Here is a 23,329-nt window from a genome sequence, read left to right on the forward strand (position 1 = left end):
AATGAAACCTTCACCCCAGATCTTCCCTAATCCTCTACCTGGATCTCCACCCACTTTTGGCGAGAAGCATGACCTGATTTGATGCTGATGCAAGCTTGGGTCACTCCAAATTCTTGAGCGAGGTATTGAATCAGCTCAGCATTGGCTTTGCCATCTACCGGAGGAGATTTAAGATGCACGGTCAAACTGCCATCTTCTTCATGGATCAGTCGCTGCTGTTTAGCATTGGGTTTTACTTTGATCCGCTTTTTCATCAGGGGCTGTGAAGCGCCAATTCACCAAATGTTAAGCAGTAGGACATAATTAATTTCACAACATTTTTGCTAAAACCCTGGCTTAGCAAGGAAATAGATTGTAATTACTTCTGCTTAAGTGCTTATCTTGAAGCATACTCGAACCCAAAAGTACTGTGAATACGCCTAGCCACGCGATTATCAACCTTGCCCTGCTCATGAATGTGACGGAGCAGCCAGCAGTGTTGGCCGTGACGGCGGGAGCCATTGCCCCGGATCTCCCCATGTTTGTGTTTTATTTCTGGGTGAAGGGGATTCGGAAGTTACCAGAAGGCCAAATCTGGACGGAAGCTTACTATCATCCCTTTTGGCAAACCTGCATCGATCTATGCCATTCCATTCCATTGGCGGGGCTAGCGGCTTGGGGCTGCTGGCAACTGGGCTGGATGCCTGCGGCCCTATTTTTTCTCAGCATGATTCTCCACTCTTTAGGCGATTTGCCCGTTCATAATGACGATGCCCATAAGCATTTTCTACCGCTGAGTCAATATCGACTAATTAGTCCCCTGTCATATTGGGACCCGAAGCATTACGGTCGGCAAGTGGCGTTTGTAGAGATGCTGCTGGTGTTGGGGACTTCGGTATTGACGTTTCCAATCTTGGGTAATATTTGGGGCCAAGGGTTGGTGGTGTTGGTGAATGGGTTTTACTGGTTTACCTTTGGCTATACGTTTTTGCGGAGACAGCTTCCTAATTTGTTGTGTCGGGCGCGGAATGCTTGAAGGTTAGGTTTCGTCGAAGGATAGGTTGGCGAAATGTTCTTGCAGGTAGCGATGGACGAAGACATAGCTGCCGCCTGTGCGATAGATAAATACGCAATCTTCGGCTTGTTGGAAAAAAGTGACGAAATTCCAAGGGATTTGCTTAGTTTGGCAGAGGACTAAACGCATTGACAAGTGTTGAGTACAGGGGTCTATTCCTTCGTTGTTGAGGATTAAAAAGAGTGGTAACACCATGAATAAGGCAATAATGAATCTCACTACAAATGGTTCTAGGAACAGAGGTAAAATATTTACCAGAGTAAAACAAAGAACAATCATAAAAACAAGCGACACGATAACCTGTATCACTATCGTTTTTAAAGATCCCCAAATAACTTGATTAGGAAAAGTTCGATCTAGAATATCGACTTTTAGCCCTCCAATCAGCTTGATACTTAGCCCTCCAATCAGCTTGATACTCTCCCCGAGAATCAATCCGAAAATTAGCCCGAGAATCAGGCCTCCAATCAGCCCGTAACTCTGCATGAAAAGCCCCCCGAAACTCAGCGCGTATGTCAGATAGCTTTCAAGGAGCTTCCAACTTCTTCGTCCCGTTTTGCGAGGCATTGGATTTTCTATAGCTTTTACTGAATACATCTTATCTCGCCTAACACTCAGCCCGAAAATCAATCCGATTAGCCCGAAAATTAGCCCAGAAATTAGTCCTCCAATTAGCCCAAAAACCCTTCCAATTAGCCCGAAAATTAGCCCGAGAATTAGCCCCCAAGCCAGCCCATAAAGCAGCCTATAAAGCCATTTAGTCCTTTCAGCTTCTACTAGATCCATCCCAACATACAGCCCTCCATACAGCCCCATTAGCCCTCCAAATAGCCCTCCGACAATACCTCCAAATAGCTCTCCGACAATACCTCCAAATAGCCCGCAAATCAATCCGAAAATCAATCCGAAGATTAGCCCAAGAATCAGCCCAAAAAGCCATTTAGTCCTTGCTGTCTCCAGCCAATCTTTGGGTTTCATTCGTTCGATCAAGAACTCTTTCCCCGCTCCCGTTTTCTTCGCTATTCCTTGCAGCCAGTGCAACATTTGTTGCTGTTCCGGCTCAGGTAAAGACCGCTGGGCAAACATTCGCTCAATATAACGATCAAACAGGAGTTTTAAGCGTTGGTCTTTAGGCAAATCCAGTAATTCCTGAGCTGGACGATTGCGATAGGCCAAAGTCAGAATCCATAGAAAAAGCGGCTTATTCACTAAGTCCCGTAAGGAGGGATCTGCCCCTAAAGCAGTTGCAATCCCTACTAACGCTTCCCCTCCCTCTTGTAAGTAATCATCTACCTGCTTTTCTGACAAAGGTTGAATATACACTGCTGCCTGAAACTCTTCTAAACGAGTGATCAAGGCTTGATAGTCTACAATTCGGCAACACAGTGCGATTTCGATATTGCCAAACTTTTGCCGAAACTGATTCAATGCTTCCACACAAGCATCGCGATCTTGGGGTTTGACTTCATCCAAACCATCCAGCAGCAAGGTCCATTTTTCCTGCTCCAGCCAAGTTTTTCCCACTTCTTTGCGAACTTGATATTGCTGCCATAACTCCTCCAGCAGCCACTGGGTAAAGGCCAGCGTTCCATCGTTAGGGAACTGCTGAGTGCCCCAAGCTGACAAATTCAACACAATCGGGATAGGCTGTTTTAGCTCTTGAAAATCAGTCGCTTCTAATAAATCTTGAGCCAGCTCCAAAAGCAAGGTTGTTTTCCCGGCACCCGGCTCCCCCAGCACCAACAACGTTCCGCCACCCCCCAAATTAGCAAATCGATCCAACAGCCGCGTGCCAGGGGGCAACACCTGTTTCTCTTCTCCCGCCCTTTGCCACTCCATCCCCACCATCTCAGGCCGCTCTTCCAATCCCACTGCAATCCGAGCCTGCTCATACAGAGAGTTTTTCAAAACCCCATCAATCCATTTCACCCCCACCTTATCCATCAAGATTTGACGATTGTCTTGCCACCGGGCTTCATCCAATTCAGATGCTGTCAATATCGAGGGCTTGCGGACAAGCTGCACCACATCCACCACCATCATGCCCAGTAGCCCCACCAGCACAACGCTATACAGCAAGCCAATCACTTTGGCAGTTGGGTTATCACTGCTAAAAGCAGCCATTGCCTCTGGAAAGACTCTGCCAATAAACCCCAACACGGCGGTTTCAACCACCAGCTTCAGCCATCGTCCCCATTTGGCTTTTTTCTGGTCAGCCGCAACTTGCCCCACCACCCAGCCCAACACCACCGGAATCAATACCGTGAACAGAGGCACCACAACCGTCTGAAAATTCGGATCACTCAGCAGTTTTTGAAGCATCATCGATATTTAAGAGAATAAGCAGCTTTAATCGAATATAAACGAGAATAAAAGCAAAATCTATATAAAATATCCTTTCCAGCAAGAATTTTGCCGATTTACTCTCATTAAGATAAAGATCGATCTAAGTGCACGATCTTATGCCCCATCAAACGTCTGGCCAACATTACCCTTGCCCCCTCCCCAGTACTCCAGATTTACCAACCAAGGTGAGTAGGCCCAAGATACGGGAACCCTAAATATAAAGCGATGTAACGTTGGAACTTTTTATTGGTCAGCCAACCTGTTTCGCTCAGGTTCTACCCCATAATTTCCGACTCTATCCCCATCTCGCATGCTCCATTGTCTGAACCCCACTTGCAGCAATCCTCAAAACCCAGACGGGCGTGACACCTGTCAACAATGCGGACAGCCCCTGATCGGCATATTGCGCAATCGATATCGCATCATCAAACCACTGGGACAAGGTGGATTCGGCATCACTTATCTGGCCGAAGATATCGAGAGATTTAACGAGACTTGCGTGGTTAAACAATTAGCCTATCAAAACCCTGATAGCCTCGCATCGCAGCAAAAAGTCCAAGACCTCTTTACCCAAGAAGCCCAACAGCTCTTTCAGCTCGGCACCCATCCACAAATCCCCAACCTGCTAGCCTACTTTCATGAAACAGGGCATCAATATTTAGTACAAGAATTTATCGAAGGTCCCAATCTTCTGCAAGAGCTGAAAAGCAACGGGGTATATAGTGAATCCAAGCTGAGACACTTTCTCCGTAGCATCTTGCCCGTTCTAGACTATATCCATACCCAAGGCGTCATTCATCGCGATCTCAAACCCCACAACATCATGTATCGCCCCGCCGATGATCGCTATTTCATCATCGACTTTGGCGTCACCAAGCAAGTCAATACTCAAGACCTCACAGGCACTGTATTAGGCAGCGAAGGATACGCCGCCTTCGAACAACTCCAATATGGTCAGGCCCATCCCGCGAGTGATTTATATAGTTTGGGGGTGAGCTGTTTTCACTTCTTGACAGGCCATGATCCAAGATCACTCCAGCTTCAGGTCGGGTATTCATGGACCCAAAACTGGCAGCAACATCTCCCAAAGCCCCTCAGCCCTGAGCTCACCTCAGTTCTTGACACCCTGCTCCAACTGCAACTAGAGAATCGCTATACCTCTGTTGCAGCAGTGCTCAAAGATTTAGCCCTCACCCAAACTTCTCCCCCCAAAAATCAAGTCGTGGCTCACAGCCAGCCACCTGCCCATCCACAACCCAAGCTTGAGTTAGCTCCAACCACTGACCGGACCGCCGTTATCTGGGAACCAACGAGCGATATCTCGACTTCATCCGCCTCTGCTGCGTTACACCCACCCTTACAAACCACACAGTTTGAAGTAGTAACCCTCGATGTAAGGGGGCAAACTCATTTGGTTCAGACCCTTACCGCCCAACAATATCTCGAAGAACTAGGAGACGGCATTTCCCTCTCGATGCTCGTTATCCCGGCCAGAAGTTTCTTCATGGGTTCATCGTCAACTGAAGTATCAAGACGCAAATTTGAAGGACCTCAACATCAAGTCTCAGTTGCCTCCTTCTACATGGGCCAATTCCTGATCACTCAAGCTCAATGGCAAGCCATAGCGGCTCTTCCCACCATCAACCATGACCTCTCCCCAGATCCATCGCAGTTCAAAGGAGCCGATCATCCAGTTGAGAGTATTTCCTGGCTAGATGCTGTCGAATGTTGTGACCGACTCACCCGCAAATTCAATCGACTCTATCGTCTACCCAGTGAAGCAGAGTGGGAATATGCTTGCCGAGCCAACACCACCACCCCCTTCCACTGTGGCGAGACCCTCATCTCTGATCATGCTAATTTTCATGGCATGAAAACCTATCGATCCGCCCCTAGAGGTCAGTATCGCAACCAAACCACTCCTGTAGGCAGTTTTCAAGCCAATGCTTTTGGCCTCCACGACATGCATGGCAATGTCTGGGAATGGTGCGCCGATGATTGGCATGCCAACTATCAAGGGGCTCCCATAGATGGCAGCATTTGGTTCACCCCAAACAACGATGCCATCGCAGGCAAGGCTCCCCATCCTTGGAGAGGTGGGTCTTGGTATGATGCCCCCGACAGCTGTCGGGCTGCCTATCGAACCTTTGCGGATGCCGACTTTAAGAGCAGTAATTTAGGCTTTCGAGTGGTCTCTCCAGTTCTATCCCCCTAAAAACCGAATTTGCTCAAGTTTTTTGCAGGGAAAAAGTCGATCGAGCAACCGTTATTAACACTAGTTCGATGGGTTTATGCCAATACTCACTATCAATACAGTAAGGTATTAGTAACAGAAATAGGGGGGGTAATTGAGTTCTGTGAGTGCCTCAATTTCTCTAGCAGACTAATGCTTCAAAACATGGTAGCTTCAATATTTCAAGTGTCTATTGGATAACACGATCAAAGTAGTACTTGAGCAATAAGCTATGTCAGTGTGCTGAGTGATTCTTTTCGATTGATTCCTATGAATATCTAAGCAATGGTTTGTTGTCTCAATCCCAAGTGTGAGAAACCCCTCAACCCAGACACCAGTAAGTTTTGTCAACAGTGTGGTACAAAACTAACCCTGTTACGGCGACGGTTTAAGATGGTTCGTCTGTTGGGTAAAGGTATGTTTGGCCATACGTATCTTGCAGAAGATCGAGATAATTTGCAGGAGCCCTGCATTGTCAAACAGCTAATTTGTCAAGCCCAGGGAACGGATGCCAGCCAGACGGTTGTTGAACCATTTTTACAAGAGGCAGAACAACTCAGACGGCTGAAAAAAAACCAACATATTCCCAGCATTTTAGCTTACTTCGAAGAAAATTATATTCCCTATTTAGTCCAGGAATATATCGACGGCCAAGACTTGCAACAAGTCATTGAGAATCAGGGTGCCTTCAGCGAGAATCAAGTCCGGGCCTTGTTACTAGAGCTCTTGCCGGTCTTACAGACGATCCATGATCAAGGGGTGATTCATCGGGACTTGAAACCCGCTCACATCATGCGTCAGCATTCAGATAGCAAGCTGATTCTGGTGGGGTTTTGTGTCTCCAAGCAACTCAGTTTATCTCAGTTACAGCAAACCGATAGCGTTCGAGAGAATACCAGCTACGCACCACCAGAAGTCTTTGCCGTCGATAAAGCTCGTCCCGGCAGCGATCTCTATAGCCTAGGTGCCACCTGCGTCCATTTATTAACGGGAGTTGCTCCCCATGCTTTACCCATCCAAGGTGGAGAAGTATGGGTCGAACACTGGCAACAGCATCTTCCCCAGCCCTTGAGTGCTGAATTAAAGCCTGTGCTGGAGAAGTTACTCCGCACAGACCTAGCGGAGCGATATACTTCCGCCTTAGAAGTGCTCAGAGAAGTGCGCGGTTTTGCCAAAGCAACCTCCCGCCCCCTGCCCAAAATACCCGCCGTTCGAGCAGCCCAGACCTCTGGTCAGACAGCCCCACAAGCAGTCAGATCTCAGCCCAAGGCCCCGGCCCAGCCCACCAAACTGCAGCCTAAACCCAAATCTTCCATCCCTTCCTTCCAAGCGGAAGTCGCCCAGGTCGATACCAAAGGCCAAGTGGTGAGTCGCCAATTTCATCCGATTGGCCACATCACCGAGGATCTCGGTAAGGATGTCACCCTGGAGTTGGCGCAGATTCCGGCAGGCCGCTTTTCCATGGGCTCGCCCCCTAGCGAGCAGCATCGGCAGCAGACCGAAAGTCCCCAGCATATTGTGTCTATCCCAGAATTTTATTTAAGTCGCTATCCCATCACTCAGGTCCAATGGCGTTTGGTGGCCGCCTTACCCGCAGTCAAGCGCGAACTGGATGATTCTCCGTCTCACTTTACGGGCGATGATCGCCCTGTCGAAAGCGTCTCTTGGTTTGATGTGGTCGAATTCTGTAACCGACTCTCCTTGTTAACTGGGAAGGACTATCACCTCCCTAGTGAATCTGCTTGGGAATATTCCTGCCGCGCCGCTAGTAACACCCCCTTTGCCTTTGGCGAAACCCTCAACACAGAACTGGCCAACTATGATGGCACAGCAGCCTATGGAGCTGGACCGACAGGCAATTTTCGCCAGCAAACCACCCGAGTGGGCAAATTCCCGGCCAATCCCTATGGGTTATCCGATATGCATGGCAATGTCTGGGAATGGTGTGCAGACCATTGGCATGGCAACTATGGCAATGCCCCAGTAGACGGCAGCGTCTGGCAAGATCAATACTTCTTTGCCTGTGTACTGAGGGGAGGGGCCTGGAATACCCAAGCCGCGAGCTGTCGTTCCGCCTCTCGCATTTGGGAAGCGGCCTCTGAACAAAGCAATCATATTGGGTTTCGGGTTGCTTGTACCTTAGTGAAACCAGCCAGCTCATAAGCGCTTCAAGTCAGAGGGCAAAAAAACCGCAATAATAATGTGAATGCTCATTTTCATAAGGTGCAACATCCTGCCGGATGGAAGTTCTCTCCGTTACGCTGAAAAACTTTAAGGCCCATCGCGATCGCTACTATGAATTCCGACCGGGGGCCAATGCCATTTGTGGTGAAAATGGGTCAGGGAAGACCAGCATCCTAGAAGCCATTGCCTGGGTTTTATTTGATCACAGCGAGTACAAGCGAGCCGAACTAATCACCGTCGGGGCCAAAAGTGCCCAAGCCATCGTCAGCTTTATATCCCACTTGGATGGGCGAATCTACGAGGTGCGTCGCTGTACTAGTCGGGGCTATGAGGTTCACGACCCCCAGCTCAACCGCAAGCTAGAACTGAAAAAACTCGATGATGTCCGCTGCTGGCTCTGTGAACATTTGGGGGTGGGGGTCCACACGGAACTGGCCAAATTGTTTGCAGAAACCATTGGCATTCCCCAGGGCACCTTTACAGTGGATTTTCTCAAATCAGCGGGCGATCGCAAAAAGGTATTCGATCCCATTCTGAAGGTGGAAGAGTATAAACAGGCTTACGATCAGGCCCAAAAATTAACCAGTTATGCCCAGGCCCAGGTCCAACAGCTAGAGCAAAAATTACAAAGCTACGACCAGCAACTCGAAGGCTGGGAAGCGCTTAAGCAACAGAAGCTAGAGCTAGCTAAAACCTTGACTCAGCAGATGGCCCAGATGCAAACCCTGGCTCAGCAGTTGGGTGAGATTCGGACTGAACTCAAGGATTTAAAGACCCAAGACCAAGCCATCCAAACCCTAGACAAACAGGTCCAGCATCTCCAAACCCAATGGACCAGTAAACAGGAAATTCTCCAGCTCTTAGAGGAGAATTGGCAGCAGGCAGACCAAGCCGTCCAGATTTGTCGTCAGCATCGGCCTCAATTTCAGGCCTATCAAGCGGCCCAAGAGACCCTCAAGGCCCTCGCTCAACAACAAAAACAACGACAGCAACTGCTGCAAGAACGCGATCGCATCCAAAATACCCTCCGCGATCAGCAAGTCCTACTCTCCCAAAACCAAGGCCAACTCTCCACCTTTGCCAAGATGGACGCAGAACTCCAGGACTGGCAAACCAAAGTTCCGCAACAACAGCAGCTCGACCAAGAAAAGACCACTTGCCAACAGGCCCTCCAAACCCTAGTCTCCGACCAAAAACACCTACAGCGACTGCAAGAGCAAATCCACAAACAGCAGCAGAGTTGGGAAACCCTCAGCCAGACCATTCGCCAACTGGTCGCCCTAGAACCACAAGTTCAGGCCATTCCTAACTTCGAAGCCCAGCAGCAGAAGATTCAAGAACGGCTGGGACGAATTGCCGCCGCCCAGCAATTTGCCACAGAATTACAGACATTACTGACCGAGGCTGAACCCCAACAACAGCACTATCAGCAGCAAGTAGACACAGCGAAAGATCTGCTCAGTCGTTCCACCCTGAACCCAGCCCAGACCACTCAACTCGCCACCATTTTGGACCAAGGGGCTGCCCTCACCCACCAGATTATTCAGCAGCTCCAAACAGCTTTTGCCGACATTATTGATCCCCAGACCGTCACCAACCTCAAGCAACAGCTTCGGCAGATAAAAACCCAACTCAAAGCCGCCCAAAAAGCCCAAACCCAATGGTTGATGCTAGAGGCCCAACAGCATCAGCTAACGGAGCTAGAGCAAGGGATGACGTCACTGCAGCAAGAGTGCGATCGCATCCAGGTCACCCTCAACCAAGAGCCCCAGCTCCAGAGCCAACTAGCACAGCTCAATACCCAGCTAACGGCACTCAGCGACCCCCAGGGCCATGTCCGCATCTTGCAGCAGCAGCTTCAAGGAGCCACCCAGCTAGAAGCAGAGATCACTCGCCTTCAACAGGCCTGTCAAGGTCATCAGCAGTCCCTCACAACCTTTGAAACCCAGGTCGAAGCCTTGGGAGATCTAGAAGCCCAAGTCGATGCCCAACAGCAGATCCAGCAAGAGCATCAGGAGGTGTATCAGCGCTATTTACGCCATCGGAATCAGGCCAATACCTTTAAAGACCTAGATCAGCAACGCCAAGGTGCGATCGCTACCCAAACCCAACTCCAAACCCAGTTAACGGGTGCTCAAGCCCAATGGCAGGAAAAGCTCAAAGATCATAATCCTGAGCGGCTAGCTGAAGTGAGTCACACCTATGAACAATTGCAGCGACACCATGACCAGCTCCAGGGGGGACTAGCCCCCCAACAGGCTCAGCTGCAATATCTCGATCAGCAATTGGAAGCCAAGCAAGCCCTCGCCCAAGAGCGCGATCAGATCTGGGTGACCTTAGAGGATAAGCGCCAAATCTCACAGTTCGTTATCGATGCTCGCAACGTCTACAAGCAAAGCGGTCCTCGAATCACCAAATTTTACCTGACAGAAATTTCTTGGGAGGCGGATCGGCTCTATCGGGAGCTGCTCGATCGGCCTGATGTGGCTTTACAGTGGACTGAAGATTACGAAATTCAGGTACAAGAGCAGGGCCATTGGCGTAGCTTCAAAAGCCTGTCGGGGGGAGAGCAGATGTGTGCTGCTTTAGCCGTGCGCCTAGCCTTGCTGAAAGTCTTAGTCGATATCAATATTGCGTTTTTCGACGAGCCCACAACGAACATGGATGAACTGCGTCGTCGACAGTTGGCCGAAGCCTTGGGGCATCTCAAATCCTTCCATCAGCTGTTTGTGATCAGTCATGACGACACTTTTGAGAGCGTTACAGAAAATATTATTCGGGTAGAGAGAGCGAGTTAAAGCGTTCAGCCTCACGCCCTTAAGGGGTGGTCCACTTTGTCACAGGTGCCGCAATTTGCTGCTGTTTTTGGTAGGCCGCCACTTCCTGCTGGCACATGCTCAGACTGTTCTGCTCGGTGTTACCCACGGATTTGATGTGATGCATTTTTGTGAGGGGGACTTCAACTTCTAGGGCATTTTCGTGGGGTGCGCCCAAAGATAATACTTCCAAACGCTGATTCTTGGCCGTGCCCGTAAAACAGCTGAACTCGGATTGGGGATAGAAAAACGCACCCGTTACTTTCTGACCCTGCTTTTTGAACACGACATAACCCTGACCGATTTGATTGGCTTGGTCAGAATCACCATAGAGATACATGCCATCAGCAAGGGGCGTCGAAGGCCCAGAGGCAGCAATATTCGTGGGTTCTGCAACAGCAAGGCCCGTGCTTCCTAAGACGAGGGCACCACTAACTGCCAGAACTGCTTTGATAGAACCAGAGAGAATTGAAGCTTGGGGAAATTTTTTCATTTTTAAAGTCTCACTACCACTTGTTTAATCTTCAGTTAAAAACCTAGGAAAAACCGTGATCTTGTTGTGTCTAAATCGTGCTTTAAATCAATCATGTGCGTGATCGAAATCACTCTTAATACTGCATCACTTTGCCATCAAATTTTTGGTCACTAAATAAAATCTAAGGGGCTCAATGGGGGAACAAAATGGATGATGCAGTCAACTCTGTAAAATTGCTTATCTATACTGTCGCAGTTTCTTCATGGGCCTCACAATGGTGTATCCACCTAGCCTATCGAGGCCAGATGAGCAGAACCTGTGAGGGGTAAAAAAATCTGATGAGACTTCCGTATATATACGGTTGTTCTGCTTTACCCTCCCGCTCCAACGATGAATTAAGAGTATAGAGGGCCAGAAAAATGTATCAGGTTGTAAACTCAAACTCTGGATTGTTTTGTATCGATGAATAGGCGAGGAAATCCTCTTCCCATACTGAAGATTACCTATTTAAAGCACCCATTGATCCTGATCACAATTGTTATGTGTTCATGATCATTAGAAGACTTGATGTACGTTACAGCACAGAGATGGGCAAAAGAAGAATATAACCTTGTGAGTTAGATTCTTCATGAATTTAACTCTCAGTCAGGTGGTATCGACAAAAGTAAGTCCGCTGTAATTCTGCTTACATCCGTTTCATTCTCTATTTTTTGAGGAGGGTACACCCCATGACTCCAGAAGCCAAACAAATCCTGGTTCAACTTCGAGAAACTTTCTACACCCAGTTTGCAACGGCTATGAAACGGGACGTGTCTGTCACCAAAGACAACTCCCTGATTTTTAGCCCGTCTCTCGCTGCGATCGCATCTTGGGTAGATGATCATCAGCGCTTTAACTACCTCAGCGTTCAGGCCCATACCACGCCCGACTCTCTCTTCCCCAATCGACCCCTGACGTTGCGGATTACCATTAATCCCTCCAGCGGTGTTTTCACAAATACCAAGAGCGTCCACAAAAAAACAGGATTGGGCCTCAACTCTGCTTGGAGCCTCAACCTGACGGTCTTACCGGAAGAAATTGTGGAGATGGCCCATTGGGTCGCCAGCTGGATTCACTCCCAGGATAATGACAGCATTACCATTGCTGCTCCTTATCGACTCAAAGTCACGTCCGCTGACAACAACGACTCTCAAGTTTGGACTCAAACGGCTTGGTATAGCCTCAATCCAGAAGAGCAGCCCGTTGCTCCTGTCGACCAGCCCCAAGCGGCTTAATGACGTCAACTCGGATCGCCCAGTCTGTCACTGCGCTTAGACTCGCAGGGTTCTACTCAGACCCACTGGGCGACCATCTCCAATTCAGGAATGGCAAAGCCTCCTCACCACGCTAAAGTGAGGACGATTCTTCCTGACAAATAGCACTTGTGAAACCGTCGAATTCTGCCCCGACTAAACCTTGGAATGCCAGGGAAACCGTAGGATTAACAATCCTAATTTTGGTGGTTTTCTTCAGTATCAGTAGTGCGATCGCACTCTTCTTCGTCATCTTGCAAATGGTGCAAGACCCCAGTCTCACCCCAGAAGCAGTCCTGGCAGAGATCGAAAAAGATGGCCTGGTCCTATCCCTAGCCACCCTGATCTCGGGTATCGTTACGAGCGGGATGATTTACGCGCTGTTAAAGGTTCGTCCGGCCTTGACCGTTAAACAGTACCTCGCCCTCCGCAAACCGCGGTGGACCGCCTGGTTCATCTGGAATGGGCTATTACTGGCCCTGATTTTGCTATCAGAATCGATTCTGCGGTCTTTTGAATATCAAGACACCTTTACTGCCGAACTCTATCAAACCGCTCAATTTCCCATCCTGCTCTACATTGCCATTGTGGGAATTGCGCCTGTGTTTGAGGAACTCCTCTTTCGGGGGTTCCTATTCCACGGTCTTCAATCTTCACGGCTGGGGTCTGGCGGTGCCATTGTCATTACGGCAGTCGGCTGGGCCATCTTACATGTTCAGTATGGCCCGCTAGTGATCAGCCAAATCGTTTGCTTTGGCCTGCTGTTTGGAGTCGCCCGTTGGCAAACGCATTCCTTGTTTGTTCCGCTTTCTATGCATTGTCTCAACAATTTTTTAGCTTTGTTGACCACCAGCTTGCAGCACCCTTGAAATCAGCACTCCAGAGCACCGTCATACCAAGAGTTTCTCTGCCACAGGACAACACTCGATTCATCCCAAATGACTACTGCTAAACTAAAGTACGAACGCTTTAACGCGATATTTACGTACGCCTGATTCAAGTCTTACAACGGTTGAAGTCATTATGCCTAGCGACAATTTTATAGATAAAGCTTTTTCAGCAATGTCCGATGTCGTCATGAAAGTCATTCCTACGGATAAAAAGTCCAAAGATGCTTTCAAGTACTATCGGTCTGGAATGGCGGCTCAGGTAGATGGCAACTATGCAAAAGCACTGGGCAACTATACCGAAGCACTCACTCTAGAAGAAGATCCCTTCGACAAAAGTTATATCCTCTACAACATGGGATTGATTTTTGCCAATAATGGCGATCATGAAAAAGCCTTGGATTACTACCATCAATCGTTAGAGTTAAATCCAAATTTAGTCCAGGCGTTATATAACACTGGGGTCATTCTCCATTACAAGGGCGAGCAAGCAGAAGAAGCCACCGAATTGGATGAAGCCGAACGCTTTTTCGCTTTAGCCGCCGACTTCTGGAAGCGCGCCATTAAAATTGCCCCCAACAACTACAGTGAAGTGCAAAATTGGCTGAAGACAACGGGACGCATCGGCGTCGGTTAGCACTAGCCCAACCTAGAGAGATTCTGCAACAAGTCTTCCACAGCTCTCTTCTCTCACTCCAGCGCTGATATCAAAATGCAAGAATCAGTTATAGTCCCCTTGGAGATCTCCAAGGGGACTTATGGTGTAGGAGATGGCGATGCTTATCCAGTTTGAGCCAATAACAAACCCACCCCAATGACTGCAATGAAAGCTCCCAACCATGCTCGGGAACTGATGCGCTCACCCATTAACACGGCAATGGGCAATACAAATAAGGGGCTCGTGGCATTCAAGGTTTGGGAAATCCCCGTCACCGTGTACTTGAGGGAGAGCTGCTGCAGCCAAATCCCCAAATAGGTCCCGGCAAACGAGGCCGCAAACAGTCGGAGCAGCAGATCGGTAGTGTTCATAGCCTGCCACCAGGCCTGTAACTGCTGCCGCATCACCCCCCAAACCACCACCACAATCACGCCGGCCGCCAACCGCAACAAAGCCCCCCATTGTGGGCTGACCGCCGTATTGTCCAATGCCGCCCGCGAGAGAATCGCGCCAATGGCCTGAGCTAAAGAAGCCAAGAATGCATAGAACAAACCACGTCCTTGCTGTGTCGCAGCATGGGTTTCAGCCGCCCGTTCACTAATTACCCAGACAATTCCCATAATGGTGACAGCAATCCCACCCCAGGCAAACGGAGAGAGCTGCTCCCGCAAAAACCACAGGGCCAGACAGGCCGATATGGGAGGCGCTAGGGTGCCTAATAACAGCGTCCGCCGGGCCCCCAGATACCGTAATGCTTCCAGATACACCGTATCGCCAAACCCAATGCCAATGGCCCCACTCAAGAGCAACAACAGGCTGCTTCTTCCAGCCAACGCTGGAGCATCGAGACCCTGAACAACAATGGTGATTCCCAGTAGGGCAATCGCGATCACCCCTTTACCTAGATTCAAGGCTAAGGCAGGGGCTCGACGGCCTAAGGTCGCATAAATCATCGAAGCCACGGCCCACAGGAACGCCGCACTAACAGCCGCGATTTCTCCAATCATGGTATCTGGTGATGACTCATCAGGGATGTCGAAGTAGCTAGTGTTGGCATTCCAAGTATTTTTGACCTTTAAATTGGGAAGACTGGCAAATATTATGCTCTTGCGGATCTATTTTGGAAAGACAAGGGCTTAGGCTTAACAATGGTATGTCCTGGGGAGTAATTTGTGGCAATACACCTTCGTAACTGGCTGGCGGATCATCTAGAGATCAGTCCTCGCCGTAAAGCAGAAATCTATCACAGCCTCCTCGATTCAGTCAGTTTAGGGGATATCAGTTACTGGCTGCAGGTGCTTTTCTCGGCAGGCATTGCCACTCTCGGATTGGTCTTAAATAGTCCAGCCGTCATTATTGGTGCCATGCTCATTTCTCCTTTGATGGGAGGCATTTTGGCCAATGGCTTAGCCTTTGCTGTGGGTGATTTGGTCTTAGGCACCCGGGCTATCGTGAATTTAGCAGTGAGCTGTCTGGCTGCCATTGTCTTTGCCATCCTGATTATTGCCCCTATTCCTTTTAAAGAACTCACCCCTGAAATTGCGGCCCGGACACAGCCGAATGCCCTAGATCTATTTATTGCCTTGTTCTCTGGGGCTTTAGGGTCGATTGCCACAGCCAAAGAGCCTAAGGGCGTGGTTACATCCATTCCCGGAGTAGCGATCGCTGTGGCCCTGATGCCACCCCTTTGTGTGGTCGGCTACGGTATTGGTATCCGTCTCAGCTCTGATGTGGTAGGCATTGGGGGCTTTCAAGTGGCCCGTGGGGGAGGGTTATTATTCTTAACTAATCTAGCCGCCATCACCTTAATGTCCATGTTGGTGTTTTTGGCCCTCAATATCGGCATGCCCGAAGTCAAATCCCAGGCCGTCGAATGGCATGAACAGGATCCCGAAAGCCGATGGGTCAAAAATTTACTGACGCGTCTGCCGGTTACCAATCAGCTCCAGAAAATTGGCAGTTTACCCAGCCGACTCGCGGTAATTTTACTCCCCATCCTGGTGTTACTGGTTCCTCTCAGTCAATCTTTTTCGCGATTACAGACACAGTTAGCTCAGAAACAGGAAGATAACGCCCTGCGCCGACTAGCCACCACGATCTGGCAAGGTAATTTTGCCAATACGGCCACTGGAGAACCTCGGTCCTACATTAGCCAGTTGAATACAACTGCCATCGAGGATAAGCTAACGGTGCAGTTAACGGTATTTACCAGCGAACCGTATACTCTCGACGAGCGGCAGCGGTTCAGAGAGACCCTGGCCCGCCAATTAAACCGACCGGCCAATTCTCTGGATATCCAGTTGATTGAGATTTTAACGGCTTCCAATGAGCTGCTAGCTCGGCTCTCCGATGACCCGGTGGTGACAGAACCTATCACCCCAGAAGCTTCACCCATCAGCGTCTCCCAGGCTCAGGTTAATTTACTGCAAACGGTTGATACTGCCTTGGGAACGATGGTACTTCCCGCTCCTGCTCTCCCCCTCCGTCACGAAGTCAGCACGAGTGCGATTGCCCCCCTCACTCTAAAAATTTTCTATCTCAGCAATCGTGACATTGGGGGTGATGCCCAAACATTACTGCGAGAAGACCTGCGCAATCGACTCCAGTCGCCGATGACTCAGGTCATTTTGGAGCGAGTACCGACGTTCCCCACCCCCTTAACTTTTGAATTAGACCTGTCAGCCATTTCTCCCGAGAGTCAACAAACGTTGAATCAGGTGGGCACGATTCTGCAACAGCAGCCTAATTTGTCGGTGGATATTGTGGCTCGGGCCGAAACCTTAGAAAATCCCGTGATGAACAGTAATCGGATCAAAGCAGTCCAAACGTTTTTGACCCAAACTTGGCGCATCGATCAACAGCGCATCAACAGCCGATCAGGTCCTGAGTTGGAGCGGGGAGAACAGCCTACTATTCTGCTCAAAATTAACATGTAGTCCTGGTTAGCCAATCGTCAGACAGCCGTCGTAGGGGACTTTATCAGAGCTTCCATAACGCGTTGAAGACTGGAATCAAGGCGTCTTAAAATCCTAAGCATTCACCAAAAAAGACGGTATAGTTGGGAAATTATCAATATCTCAACTAAATGACTCTATATTCAATTCTATCTAGCCGTGGCTCATATTTTCTCTAGCTGATGAAATTAATAGCTATTATTCGGGAATGATAAGACTAGAGATGCGTGATCAAGATCACAGGTGCAAACGGCTATAGTCACTGCTAGCAAAGGCTGTAACTAACATGCTGGATAGCAAACCTGTACACCGGTTCCGCAGAGATTGTCACAGTTGGGTGTCGATCCTAAATCACACCGTAGGGAGAAACAAGCCATGTCTGTGGTTCTAGCAGAACGATTTGCACATAATCCAGATTGGTCCAAAGTTCAGCCGCATAATTGCGATCGCGCCCAAGAATTGGTGACTTTAATCCAGGCTCAAATTCATCAGGACCGCGAAGCCCTGGCCGATGACTACTACGGTTGGATTTACGAACTAAACAAGTTATTAAGTAGCCTGTAAACTCTCTTCTTGCTCTGCGAGTCACATCCAGGTCATATACGAGTAACGTTAGAGTGAGATGACATGTCAGTTAAGATTTGTCAACAATCCAGATCACAACGACCCAAAAAACTTGGAAGCCCCAAACCTTCCAACCGATGACAGATGTTGCAGGTATGGGATCTGCGATCGCAACCGACCAACACCACACCTATTTTTTGCACTACACGTCAGGGCTTTCCATTCTAGAACCTGGACAAGCAAACCCTACTTTCATTGATCTGTCAGCGTTGAGCTATATGCGAGATCTCCTGATTGACCAGAAGGGCAATCTTTGGGTAGGAGGATGGAAGCAGTTAGTTCGACTACGCTGCCAAGGAAATCAGTGGAGTCAAGACCATTATCGCCTCACTCATTCAGTCTTAATCTCTCCTTAAGTCAGTTAATTCATACCTGTTAAGACTTGTGCTTTCTAAGGTTCATTTTTTTGTATCCACCAATACAACAATCAACCGATAGACTTGATATTTCTTGTATACATACTCTATTCATCAAAAAACAATAATTCCTTAAAAAATACTTGTTTCTAGGGTTCCGATTTGAGTTCCGTCCTTACTTAAATGCCTGGTCCAAGAGAAACAGCTAGCTGCTTTCATACCTGTTTTATACCGGTTGGCAGTGAGTGACACGGAGGGATAAAAGCCCGGGAGAATGAACATTAACGCCGTATCCGTTAATGGTTGTCTCCGCGGGTTTTGTGTTTTAAATGGACAGGGCTCATCTTCCTCTAAAATGACGAAGGAGAAACAACATCAATAAAGAAATTAGCTTGACGAAGTAAAAAACACATTTTCTCGATATTATGGCTGAAAATCCGACCTTTGGTCCTCCAAACTCTAATCCTGATTTTTCTTCCACCGAGGCCAATCGTGCCTTAGAAAAAGAAGCACAACTCCCCCTCACAGGCTGGCAACAAGAAGTCGATCGAGGATTAGAACTGGGCTTAGAAGCAGCAGCTAGCATCCGGGATCGCAGCATTCCTACCTTCTCACGAGGAGAACTGCCCCACTATGCAGGTATCAACACCTTTCTCAAAGCGCCTTACCTAGAAGATGTGCGTAAAGTCGGTGAGTACGATATTGCTGTTGTGGGCGTTCCCCATGACTCAGGCACCACCTATCGTCCCGGCACACGCTTCGGTCCTCAGGGCATTCGTCGGATTTCAGCCCTCTATACCCCCTACAATTTCGAGATGGGCATCGATTTGCGGGAGCAGATTACCCTCTGTGACGTGGGCGATATCTTCACTATCCCCGCCAACAACGAAAAATCCTTTGACCAAATCTCTAAAGGAATAGCCCATATCTTCAGTTCTGGGGCTTTTCCCATTATTTTAGGAGGTGATCACTCCATTGGATTCCCCACCGTTCGCGGCGTCTGCCGCCATTTGGGAGATAAGAAAGTCGGTATCATCCACTTCGATCGCCATGTGGATACCCAAGAAACCGACCTAGATGAGCGCATGCATACCTGTCCTTGGTTTCATGCCACCAACATGGATAACGCTCCCGCTAAAAACCTGGTACAGCTAGGCATCGGTGGTTGGCAAGTGCCTCGCCAAGGGGTCAAGGTCTGCCGAGAGCGAGCCACTAATATCTTGACCGTCACTGACATTACCGAAATGGGTCTAGATGCTGCCGTTGACTTCGCCCTAGAAAGAGCCTTGGACGGCACAGACTGTGTGTATATCAGTTTCGACATTGACTGTATTGATGCCGGATTTGTCCCCGGTACCGGCTGGCCAGAACCCGGTGGTCTCATGCCCCGAGAAGCGCTCTATATGCTCGGTAAAATCATTCGACAAGCGCCCGTCTGTGGCCTGGAAATTGTCGAAGTTTCGCCCCCCTATGACGTCAGCGATATGACCTCTCTGATGGCCACGCGGGTGATCTGCGATACCATGGCCCATCTGGTTCTCTCTGGACAACTGCCCCGTCAGCAAACACCCGACTATATTCACCCTGAAGCCAATATGGCAGTGGGTTCTGAGTGGGTTTAGGCCATGCATGAAACAGACATGACCAAGGCCCTGATCATGACGGTCAAAGATTGGTACGACTCCCAACCCGAAGATCCAAAAATCACCAAAATTCATTTGGTTGTCGGTCGGTTTACCTGTGTTGAACCCGTCAGCTTGCAGTTCGCCTATGAAGTTCAAACCCGTGACACTTTCTTAGCCGGGACAGAACTGGTGATTCGAGAAACGCCTTTAATCGCCTTTTGTCACCCCTGCCAAAAAGAATATTCCCCAGCCATCGGCTTGCAGTATTCCTGTCCTGACTGTGGAACGCCGATGGAAGACATCCGGTCCGGTCGCGAACTCAAAATTGACCATATCGAATATTGTTCTGATTCAGCCCAAGCTTATGCACCAAACTGTTGACGCCGCCCTAGGCATTAACCTCTTACATGCCAATCAAGAAGGGGCCAATCACAACCAAGCACATTTTGATGAATGGGGGGTGACCTGTTTCAACATTATGAGCAGCCCTGGTGCAGGAAAAACGGTGCTGTTGGAGAAAACCCTAGCGGCTCTCAGCCCAGAACTCAAACTGGCCGTCATCGAAGGCGACATGACCACCGAATTGGATGCCGATCGATTACGGGCTTACGATGTCCCCGTGGTGGCCATTAACACCGGGCGATCCTGTCACCTTGACGCCAAGATGGTCGCGGGTGGCATCCACCAATTGGAGCATTGCACTAATCCTAGTGAACTGGATTTAGTGCTGGTAGAGAATGTCGGGAACCTCGTATGTCCGGCAGAGTTTGAAGTAGGAGAGCATGCCAAAGTGGCCCTACTCAGCGTGACAGAGGGGGAAGATAAGCCGCTGAAATATCCCGTGATGTTTCAAGCAGCCGATTGTTTATTGGTGACCAAGATAGATTTAGTTCCCTATCTCAATATTGACATTGAGCAAATCAGCCAGAATGTCCGTCAGCTCAATCCCCATGCCACGATTATTCCGGTATCTGCACAAACAGGAGCAGGGCTTGCTGAATGGTATGAATGGGTGCGTCAACAGGTCGCCCAGCCGAGTCGGACTGCAGTCGGTCGTCATTAGTTGTTTGTAAGCAGGTAAAAGACTTCTATGAAGCGAAGAAATTTTCTATCCTTATGTTTGGTATTTTTCTGCAGTTTGCTGCTGACCGTCAGCTGTAGCTCCTCACCCGAGACGACAACCGACTCTTCTGTCGGCTCAGGGGAGCCAGTTGTGATTGGTTACAGTAACTGGGCGGGTTGGTGGCCTTGGGCCATTGCCGAGCAAGAAGGGCTATTTGAAAAAAATAAGGCCAATATCAAACTCAAATGGTTTGATAATTACACCACTTCAATGGAAGCCCTGGCAGCGGGTCAATTAGACGGCAATTGCCAAACCCTCAACGATACGATTTCCTTTGCCGGCAGTGCCACCAAGGGAGAAGTCGCGGTCCTAGTCAATGACAACTCTGCTGGTAATGACAAGATTATCGTTACGGCCGATATTAATAGTATTCAAGACTTGAAAGGTAAGAAAGTTGCCGTTGAAGAAGGAGTAGTGGACGACTTTTTGTTGACCTTAGCCTTGGAAGAAAACGGCATGAAGCGAGACGATGTGGAGATCGTGGGCTTGGAAACGGGTAAGGCCGTGACTGCTTTTGTGGCAGGTAAAGTGGATGCAGTCGGGGCATTTCCCCCGTTCTGGGCAACAGCGTTAAAGCGGGAAGGCAGTAAAGAGCTGATCTCGTCCAAAGAGTTTCCGGGTGCCATTCCAGACTTGCTCGTGGTGACCCAAGATTTAGTGGATAATCGCCCCGATCAAGTGCAGGCCCTGGTAGATACTTGGTTTGATATCTTAGCCTTCATAGATAAAAATCCCCAAAAGGCTGATGAAATTATGGCGAAGCGGGCCGGGGTCTCTCTGGAAGAGATGAAGCAATTCAAAGAAGGAACGCGCTTCTTCTCCCTAGAAGATAATCTGGAAGCATTTTCGGATGGTGAAGACATGAAGCATATGCCCTTTGCTGCCAAACGGATGGCTAAGTTTATGGTGGATGTCGAATTCATTAAAGAAGCACCGGATTTAACCCAAGTGCTGGATGACCAGTTTGTTAAGGCCTATCAAGCCAAGCAAGCATAGTTCCCTTCTATTCCTGGAGCTAGTTCGCTCCAGGAATACCAGATTAGTCATGTGTCTCTGCAGCGATTATGACCTCCAACTCGTCAGTTCCCCCACCCCAACCGAACCATCAGTCTGGTGGATTAAAACCCACTATTTTTTGGCGTATTGCTGAGGACATTCCAGGGAATCTCAAGTGGGCCTTAATGGTGACTTCCATCGTTCTTCCCTTCGGACTTTGGTGGGGAATCGCTAGCACTGGAGTCGTTAATTCCGACTTCTTGCCATCTCCTACCCAAGTGGGTCAAGCCTTACGCGATCTCTACTCTGATGGCTTGCTCGTCCATGATACGTTGATGAGCTGCTTTAGGGTTGGGGTAGGTTTTCTACTCGCTGCAATTGTTTCTGCGCCTGTTGGCATAGCGATGGGGACATTTACCAGTATTCGGTCCTTATTGGAACCGATTATGGGCATTGTTCGTTATATGCCAGCGCCCGCCTTTACGCCCCTGTTACTGATCTATTTAGGGGTAGATGAACGACCCAAAATCGCCCTCATTTTTATCGGTACGGTGTTTTTCAACATCTTGATGGTGATGGATGCCGTCAAGTTTATTCCCAAGGAATTGCTGGAAACAACTTATACCCTAGGGGGAAGACGTCACCAAGTGCTCTTCCAGGTGATTACTCCCTATGTGATTCCCAATATTCTGGATGCCTTTCGTGTCAATATGGCAGCCTCTTGGAATTTAGTCGTGGTTGCTGAATTAATTGCTGCAGAAGAAGGCTTAGGGAAACGCATTGCCATAGCTGAACAGTTTTTCAGGACTGATACTATTTTTGCCTGCCTCATTGTGTTGGGACTGATTGGGTTTGGTCTAGATTTATTATTCCGCTGGCTACAACGTGCTGTCTCTCCCTGGGCAATCGACTAACTCATCACTATGCACTTAGAAGTTTCCCATCTGTATAAGCATTTCTCGACTCGCCAGGGGAAACTGCTCGTTCTCAAAGATATTAATCTGCACGTGGAGACGGGAGAGTTTGTCTGTGCTGTAGGGGCATCAGGATCTGGCAAAACCACACTTCTACGTATGATAGCGGGGCTAGACGCCTCTACCTCAGGCAAAATCATGGTCGATGGTCAGCCCGTGATTGGTCCGGGTGCCGATCGCGGCATGGTGTTTCAAAGTTACACCCTCTATCCCTGGTTGACAGTTGCCAAAAATGTGGGATTTGGCTTAAAACTGCAGGGGGTTGCTAAGCCCCTGCGCGCTAAGCGGGTGGCTGAATATCTAGATGTGGTGGGATTGACCCAGTTTGCCGATGCTTATCCCAGAGAGTTGTCAGGGGGGATGAAGCAGCGAGTTGCCATTGCCCGAGCATTGGCCTCACAACCCAAAGTATTACTGATGGATGAGCCGTTCGGAGCATTGGATGTGCAAACGAAAGAAACCATGCAGCAGTTTTTGCTGAATTTATGGCGACGAACCGGCACCAGCATCTTAATGATTACCCATGACGTAGACGAAGCTATTTTCCTGTCACAGCGCATTTACGTGCTCACGGCTCGCCCTGGTTCGGTCCAGCGAGAGATCTCGATTAACCTACCGACGGAACGGACTTACGCCGTCAAACGTCAGCCCTTATTTCAAGACTATCGAGATGAAATCATGGATCTGTTGCGGGAAACCCCAGAACTCCATCCAGTGATAGAGTAAGGCTCA

The 23,329-nt window shown here is 49.0% G+C and carries 20 protein-coding genes and 1 riboswitch; of the genes, 16 read left to right on the forward strand and 4 right to left on the reverse strand.

Annotation, left to right across the window (positions count from 1 at the left end; all coding sequences use genetic code 11):
* Positions 1–26 precede the first annotated feature (26 nt).
* Positions 27–254, reverse strand: coding sequence for a DUF167 domain-containing protein (locus tag I1H34_RS24910; protein WP_212663549.1), 228 nt, complete (start codon positions 252–254; stop codon positions 27–29).
* A 155-nt stretch (positions 255–409) separates the two neighbouring features.
* On the opposite strand from I1H34_RS24910, the gene I1H34_RS24915 reads away from it, so the two are divergent.
* The gene (locus I1H34_RS24915) at positions 410–1,015 is read left to right on the forward strand and encodes a hypothetical protein (protein WP_212663550.1); all 606 of its coding nucleotides are present in this window, start codon (positions 410–412) and stop codon (positions 1,013–1,015) included.
* Positions 1,016–1,018: 3 nt separating this feature from the next.
* On the opposite strand, the gene I1H34_RS24920 is transcribed toward I1H34_RS24915, so the two are convergent.
* Positions 1,019–3,379, reverse strand: a complete 2,361-nt coding sequence (locus I1H34_RS24920; RefSeq protein ID WP_212663551.1) for an NACHT domain-containing protein — start codon at positions 3,377–3,379, stop codon at positions 1,019–1,021.
* Between the two features lie 331 nt (positions 3,380–3,710).
* On the opposite strand from I1H34_RS24920, the gene I1H34_RS24925 reads away from it, so the two are divergent.
* The 3 genes from I1H34_RS24925 to I1H34_RS24935 all read left to right on the forward strand — a co-directional run bounded on the left by I1H34_RS24925 (position 3,711) and on the right by I1H34_RS24935 (position 10,615).
* Positions 3,711–5,615 (forward strand): bifunctional serine/threonine-protein kinase/formylglycine-generating enzyme family protein, encoded by a 1,905-nt coding sequence (locus I1H34_RS24925; protein ID WP_212663552.1) that lies wholly within the window; start codon positions 3,711–3,713, stop codon positions 5,613–5,615.
* A 303-nt stretch (positions 5,616–5,918) separates the two neighbouring features.
* Positions 5,919–7,796 carry a bifunctional serine/threonine-protein kinase/formylglycine-generating enzyme family protein gene (locus I1H34_RS24930; protein ID WP_212663553.1) on the forward strand — a complete coding sequence of 626 codons (1,878 nt, stop codon included), beginning with the start codon at positions 5,919–5,921 and terminating at the stop codon, positions 7,794–7,796.
* A 77-nt stretch (positions 7,797–7,873) separates the two neighbouring features.
* The gene (locus I1H34_RS24935; protein WP_212663554.1) at positions 7,874–10,615 is read left to right on the forward strand and encodes an AAA family ATPase; all 2,742 of its coding nucleotides are present in this window, start codon (positions 7,874–7,876) and stop codon (positions 10,613–10,615) included.
* A 19-nt stretch (positions 10,616–10,634) separates the two neighbouring features.
* On the opposite strand, the gene I1H34_RS24940 is transcribed toward I1H34_RS24935, so the two are convergent.
* Positions 10,635–11,126, reverse strand: coding sequence for a hypothetical protein (locus I1H34_RS24940; RefSeq protein WP_212663555.1), 492 nt, complete (start codon positions 11,124–11,126; stop codon positions 10,635–10,637).
* A gap of 710 nt (positions 11,127–11,836) precedes the next feature.
* Here I1H34_RS24940 and I1H34_RS24945 point away from each other — a divergent pair.
* The 3 genes from I1H34_RS24945 to I1H34_RS24955 all read left to right on the forward strand — a co-directional run bounded on the left by I1H34_RS24945 (position 11,837) and on the right by I1H34_RS24955 (position 13,924).
* Positions 11,837–12,382 carry a hypothetical protein gene (locus I1H34_RS24945; protein ID WP_212663556.1) on the forward strand — a complete coding sequence of 182 codons (546 nt, stop codon included), beginning with the start codon at positions 11,837–11,839 and terminating at the stop codon, positions 12,380–12,382.
* Positions 12,383–12,531: 149 nt separating this feature from the next.
* A complete protein-coding gene (locus I1H34_RS24950; protein WP_212663557.1) occupies positions 12,532–13,269 on the forward strand; it encodes a CPBP family intramembrane glutamic endopeptidase in 738 nt (245 codons plus the stop codon).
* A 154-nt stretch (positions 13,270–13,423) separates the two neighbouring features.
* Positions 13,424–13,924 carry a photosystem I assembly protein Ycf3 gene (locus I1H34_RS24955; protein WP_212663558.1) on the forward strand — a complete coding sequence of 167 codons (501 nt, stop codon included), beginning with the start codon at positions 13,424–13,426 and terminating at the stop codon, positions 13,922–13,924.
* Between the two features lie 143 nt (positions 13,925–14,067).
* Here I1H34_RS24955 and I1H34_RS24960 read toward each other — a convergent pair whose 3' ends face one another.
* On the reverse strand, positions 14,068–14,952 hold the full coding sequence (locus tag I1H34_RS24960; protein ID WP_212663559.1) for a DMT family transporter: 885 nt from the start codon (positions 14,950–14,952) through the stop codon (positions 14,068–14,070).
* A 165-nt stretch (positions 14,953–15,117) separates the two neighbouring features.
* Here I1H34_RS24960 and I1H34_RS24965 point away from each other — a divergent pair, with 165 nt between their 5' ends.
* The 9 genes from I1H34_RS24965 (at position 15,118) to I1H34_RS25005 (ending at position 23,323) form a co-directional block, all read left to right on the forward strand.
* On the forward strand, positions 15,118–16,881 hold the full coding sequence (locus tag I1H34_RS24965; protein WP_212663560.1) for a DUF389 domain-containing protein: 1,764 nt from the start codon (positions 15,118–15,120) through the stop codon (positions 16,879–16,881).
* 393 nt (positions 16,882–17,274) lie between these two features.
* Entirely contained in the window at positions 17,275–17,463 is a 189-nt protein-coding gene (locus I1H34_RS24970; RefSeq protein ID WP_212663561.1) for a hypothetical protein, read from the forward strand.
* Between the two features lie 77 nt (positions 17,464–17,540).
* Complete coding sequence (locus I1H34_RS24975) at positions 17,541–17,879, forward strand: hypothetical protein (RefSeq protein ID WP_249369600.1); 339 nt, start codon at positions 17,541–17,543, stop codon at positions 17,877–17,879.
* Between the two features lie 138 nt (positions 17,880–18,017).
* A riboswitch (guanidine-I (ykkC/yxkD leader) is annotated at positions 18,018–18,154 on the forward strand.
* A 150-nt stretch (positions 18,155–18,304) separates the two neighbouring features.
* Complete coding sequence (locus I1H34_RS24980) at positions 18,305–19,501, forward strand: agmatinase family protein (protein WP_212663562.1); 1,197 nt, start codon at positions 18,305–18,307, stop codon at positions 19,499–19,501.
* Between the two features lie 3 nt (positions 19,502–19,504).
* A complete protein-coding gene (gene hypA / locus I1H34_RS24985; RefSeq protein ID WP_212663563.1) occupies positions 19,505–19,885 on the forward strand; it encodes a hydrogenase maturation nickel metallochaperone HypA in 381 nt (126 codons plus the stop codon).
* Positions 19,869–20,567, forward strand: a complete 699-nt coding sequence (gene hypB / locus I1H34_RS24990) for a hydrogenase nickel incorporation protein HypB (RefSeq protein ID WP_212663564.1) — start codon at positions 19,869–19,871, stop codon at positions 20,565–20,567. The genes hypA and hypB overlap by 17 nt, the downstream gene beginning before the upstream one ends.
* 27 nt (positions 20,568–20,594) lie before the next feature.
* Positions 20,595–21,623: an ABC transporter substrate-binding protein gene (locus I1H34_RS24995; RefSeq protein ID WP_212663565.1), complete on the forward strand. Its 1,029-nt coding sequence runs from the start codon at positions 20,595–20,597 to the stop codon at positions 21,621–21,623.
* Positions 21,624–21,691: 68 nt separating this feature from the next.
* A complete protein-coding gene (locus I1H34_RS25000) occupies positions 21,692–22,537 on the forward strand; it encodes an ABC transporter permease (RefSeq protein WP_212663566.1) in 846 nt (281 codons plus the stop codon).
* Positions 22,538–22,546: 9 nt separating this feature from the next.
* Positions 22,547–23,323 carry an ABC transporter ATP-binding protein gene (locus I1H34_RS25005; protein ID WP_212663567.1) on the forward strand — a complete coding sequence of 259 codons (777 nt, stop codon included), beginning with the start codon at positions 22,547–22,549 and terminating at the stop codon, positions 23,321–23,323.
* Positions 23,324–23,329 lie beyond the last annotated feature (6 nt).

The sequence above is a fragment of the Acaryochloris marina S15 genome (assembly GCF_018336915.1).
GTDB classification, from domain to species: Bacteria; Cyanobacteriota; Cyanobacteriia; order Thermosynechococcales; family Thermosynechococcaceae; genus Acaryochloris; species Acaryochloris marina_A.

Coding starts and splice junctions, on each gene's coding strand:
- I1H34_RS24910 (WP_212663549.1), bottom strand. CDS start 254: ATGAAAAAGCGGATCAAAGTAAAACCCAATGCTAAACAGCAGCGACTG.
- I1H34_RS24920 (WP_212663551.1), bottom strand. CDS start 3,379: ATGATGCTTCAAAAACTGCTGAGTGATCCGAATTTTCAGACGGTTGTG.
- I1H34_RS24925 (WP_212663552.1), top strand. CDS start 3,711: ATGCTCCATTGTCTGAACCCCACTTGCAGCAATCCTCAAAACCCAGAC.
- I1H34_RS24930 (WP_212663553.1), top strand. CDS start 5,919: ATGGTTTGTTGTCTCAATCCCAAGTGTGAGAAACCCCTCAACCCAGAC.
- I1H34_RS24935 (WP_212663554.1), top strand. CDS start 7,874: ATGGAAGTTCTCTCCGTTACGCTGAAAAACTTTAAGGCCCATCGCGAT.
- I1H34_RS24940 (WP_212663555.1), bottom strand. CDS start 11,126: ATGAAAAAATTTCCCCAAGCTTCAATTCTCTCTGGTTCTATCAAAGCA.
- I1H34_RS24945 (WP_212663556.1), top strand. CDS start 11,837: ATGACTCCAGAAGCCAAACAAATCCTGGTTCAACTTCGAGAAACTTTC.
- I1H34_RS24955 (WP_212663558.1), top strand. CDS start 13,424: ATGCCTAGCGACAATTTTATAGATAAAGCTTTTTCAGCAATGTCCGAT.
- I1H34_RS24960 (WP_212663559.1), bottom strand. CDS start 14,952: ATGATTGGAGAAATCGCGGCTGTTAGTGCGGCGTTCCTGTGGGCCGTG.
- I1H34_RS24970 (WP_212663561.1), top strand. CDS start 17,275: ATGTCTGTGGTTCTAGCAGAACGATTTGCACATAATCCAGATTGGTCC.
- I1H34_RS24980 (WP_212663562.1), top strand. CDS start 18,305: ATGGCTGAAAATCCGACCTTTGGTCCTCCAAACTCTAATCCTGATTTT.
- hypA (WP_212663563.1), top strand. CDS start 19,505: ATGCATGAAACAGACATGACCAAGGCCCTGATCATGACGGTCAAAGAT.
- hypB (WP_212663564.1), top strand. CDS start 19,869: ATGCACCAAACTGTTGACGCCGCCCTAGGCATTAACCTCTTACATGCC.
- I1H34_RS24995 (WP_212663565.1), top strand. CDS start 20,595: ATGAAGCGAAGAAATTTTCTATCCTTATGTTTGGTATTTTTCTGCAGT.
- I1H34_RS25000 (WP_212663566.1), top strand. CDS start 21,692: ATGACCTCCAACTCGTCAGTTCCCCCACCCCAACCGAACCATCAGTCT.
- I1H34_RS25005 (WP_212663567.1), top strand. CDS start 22,547: ATGCACTTAGAAGTTTCCCATCTGTATAAGCATTTCTCGACTCGCCAG.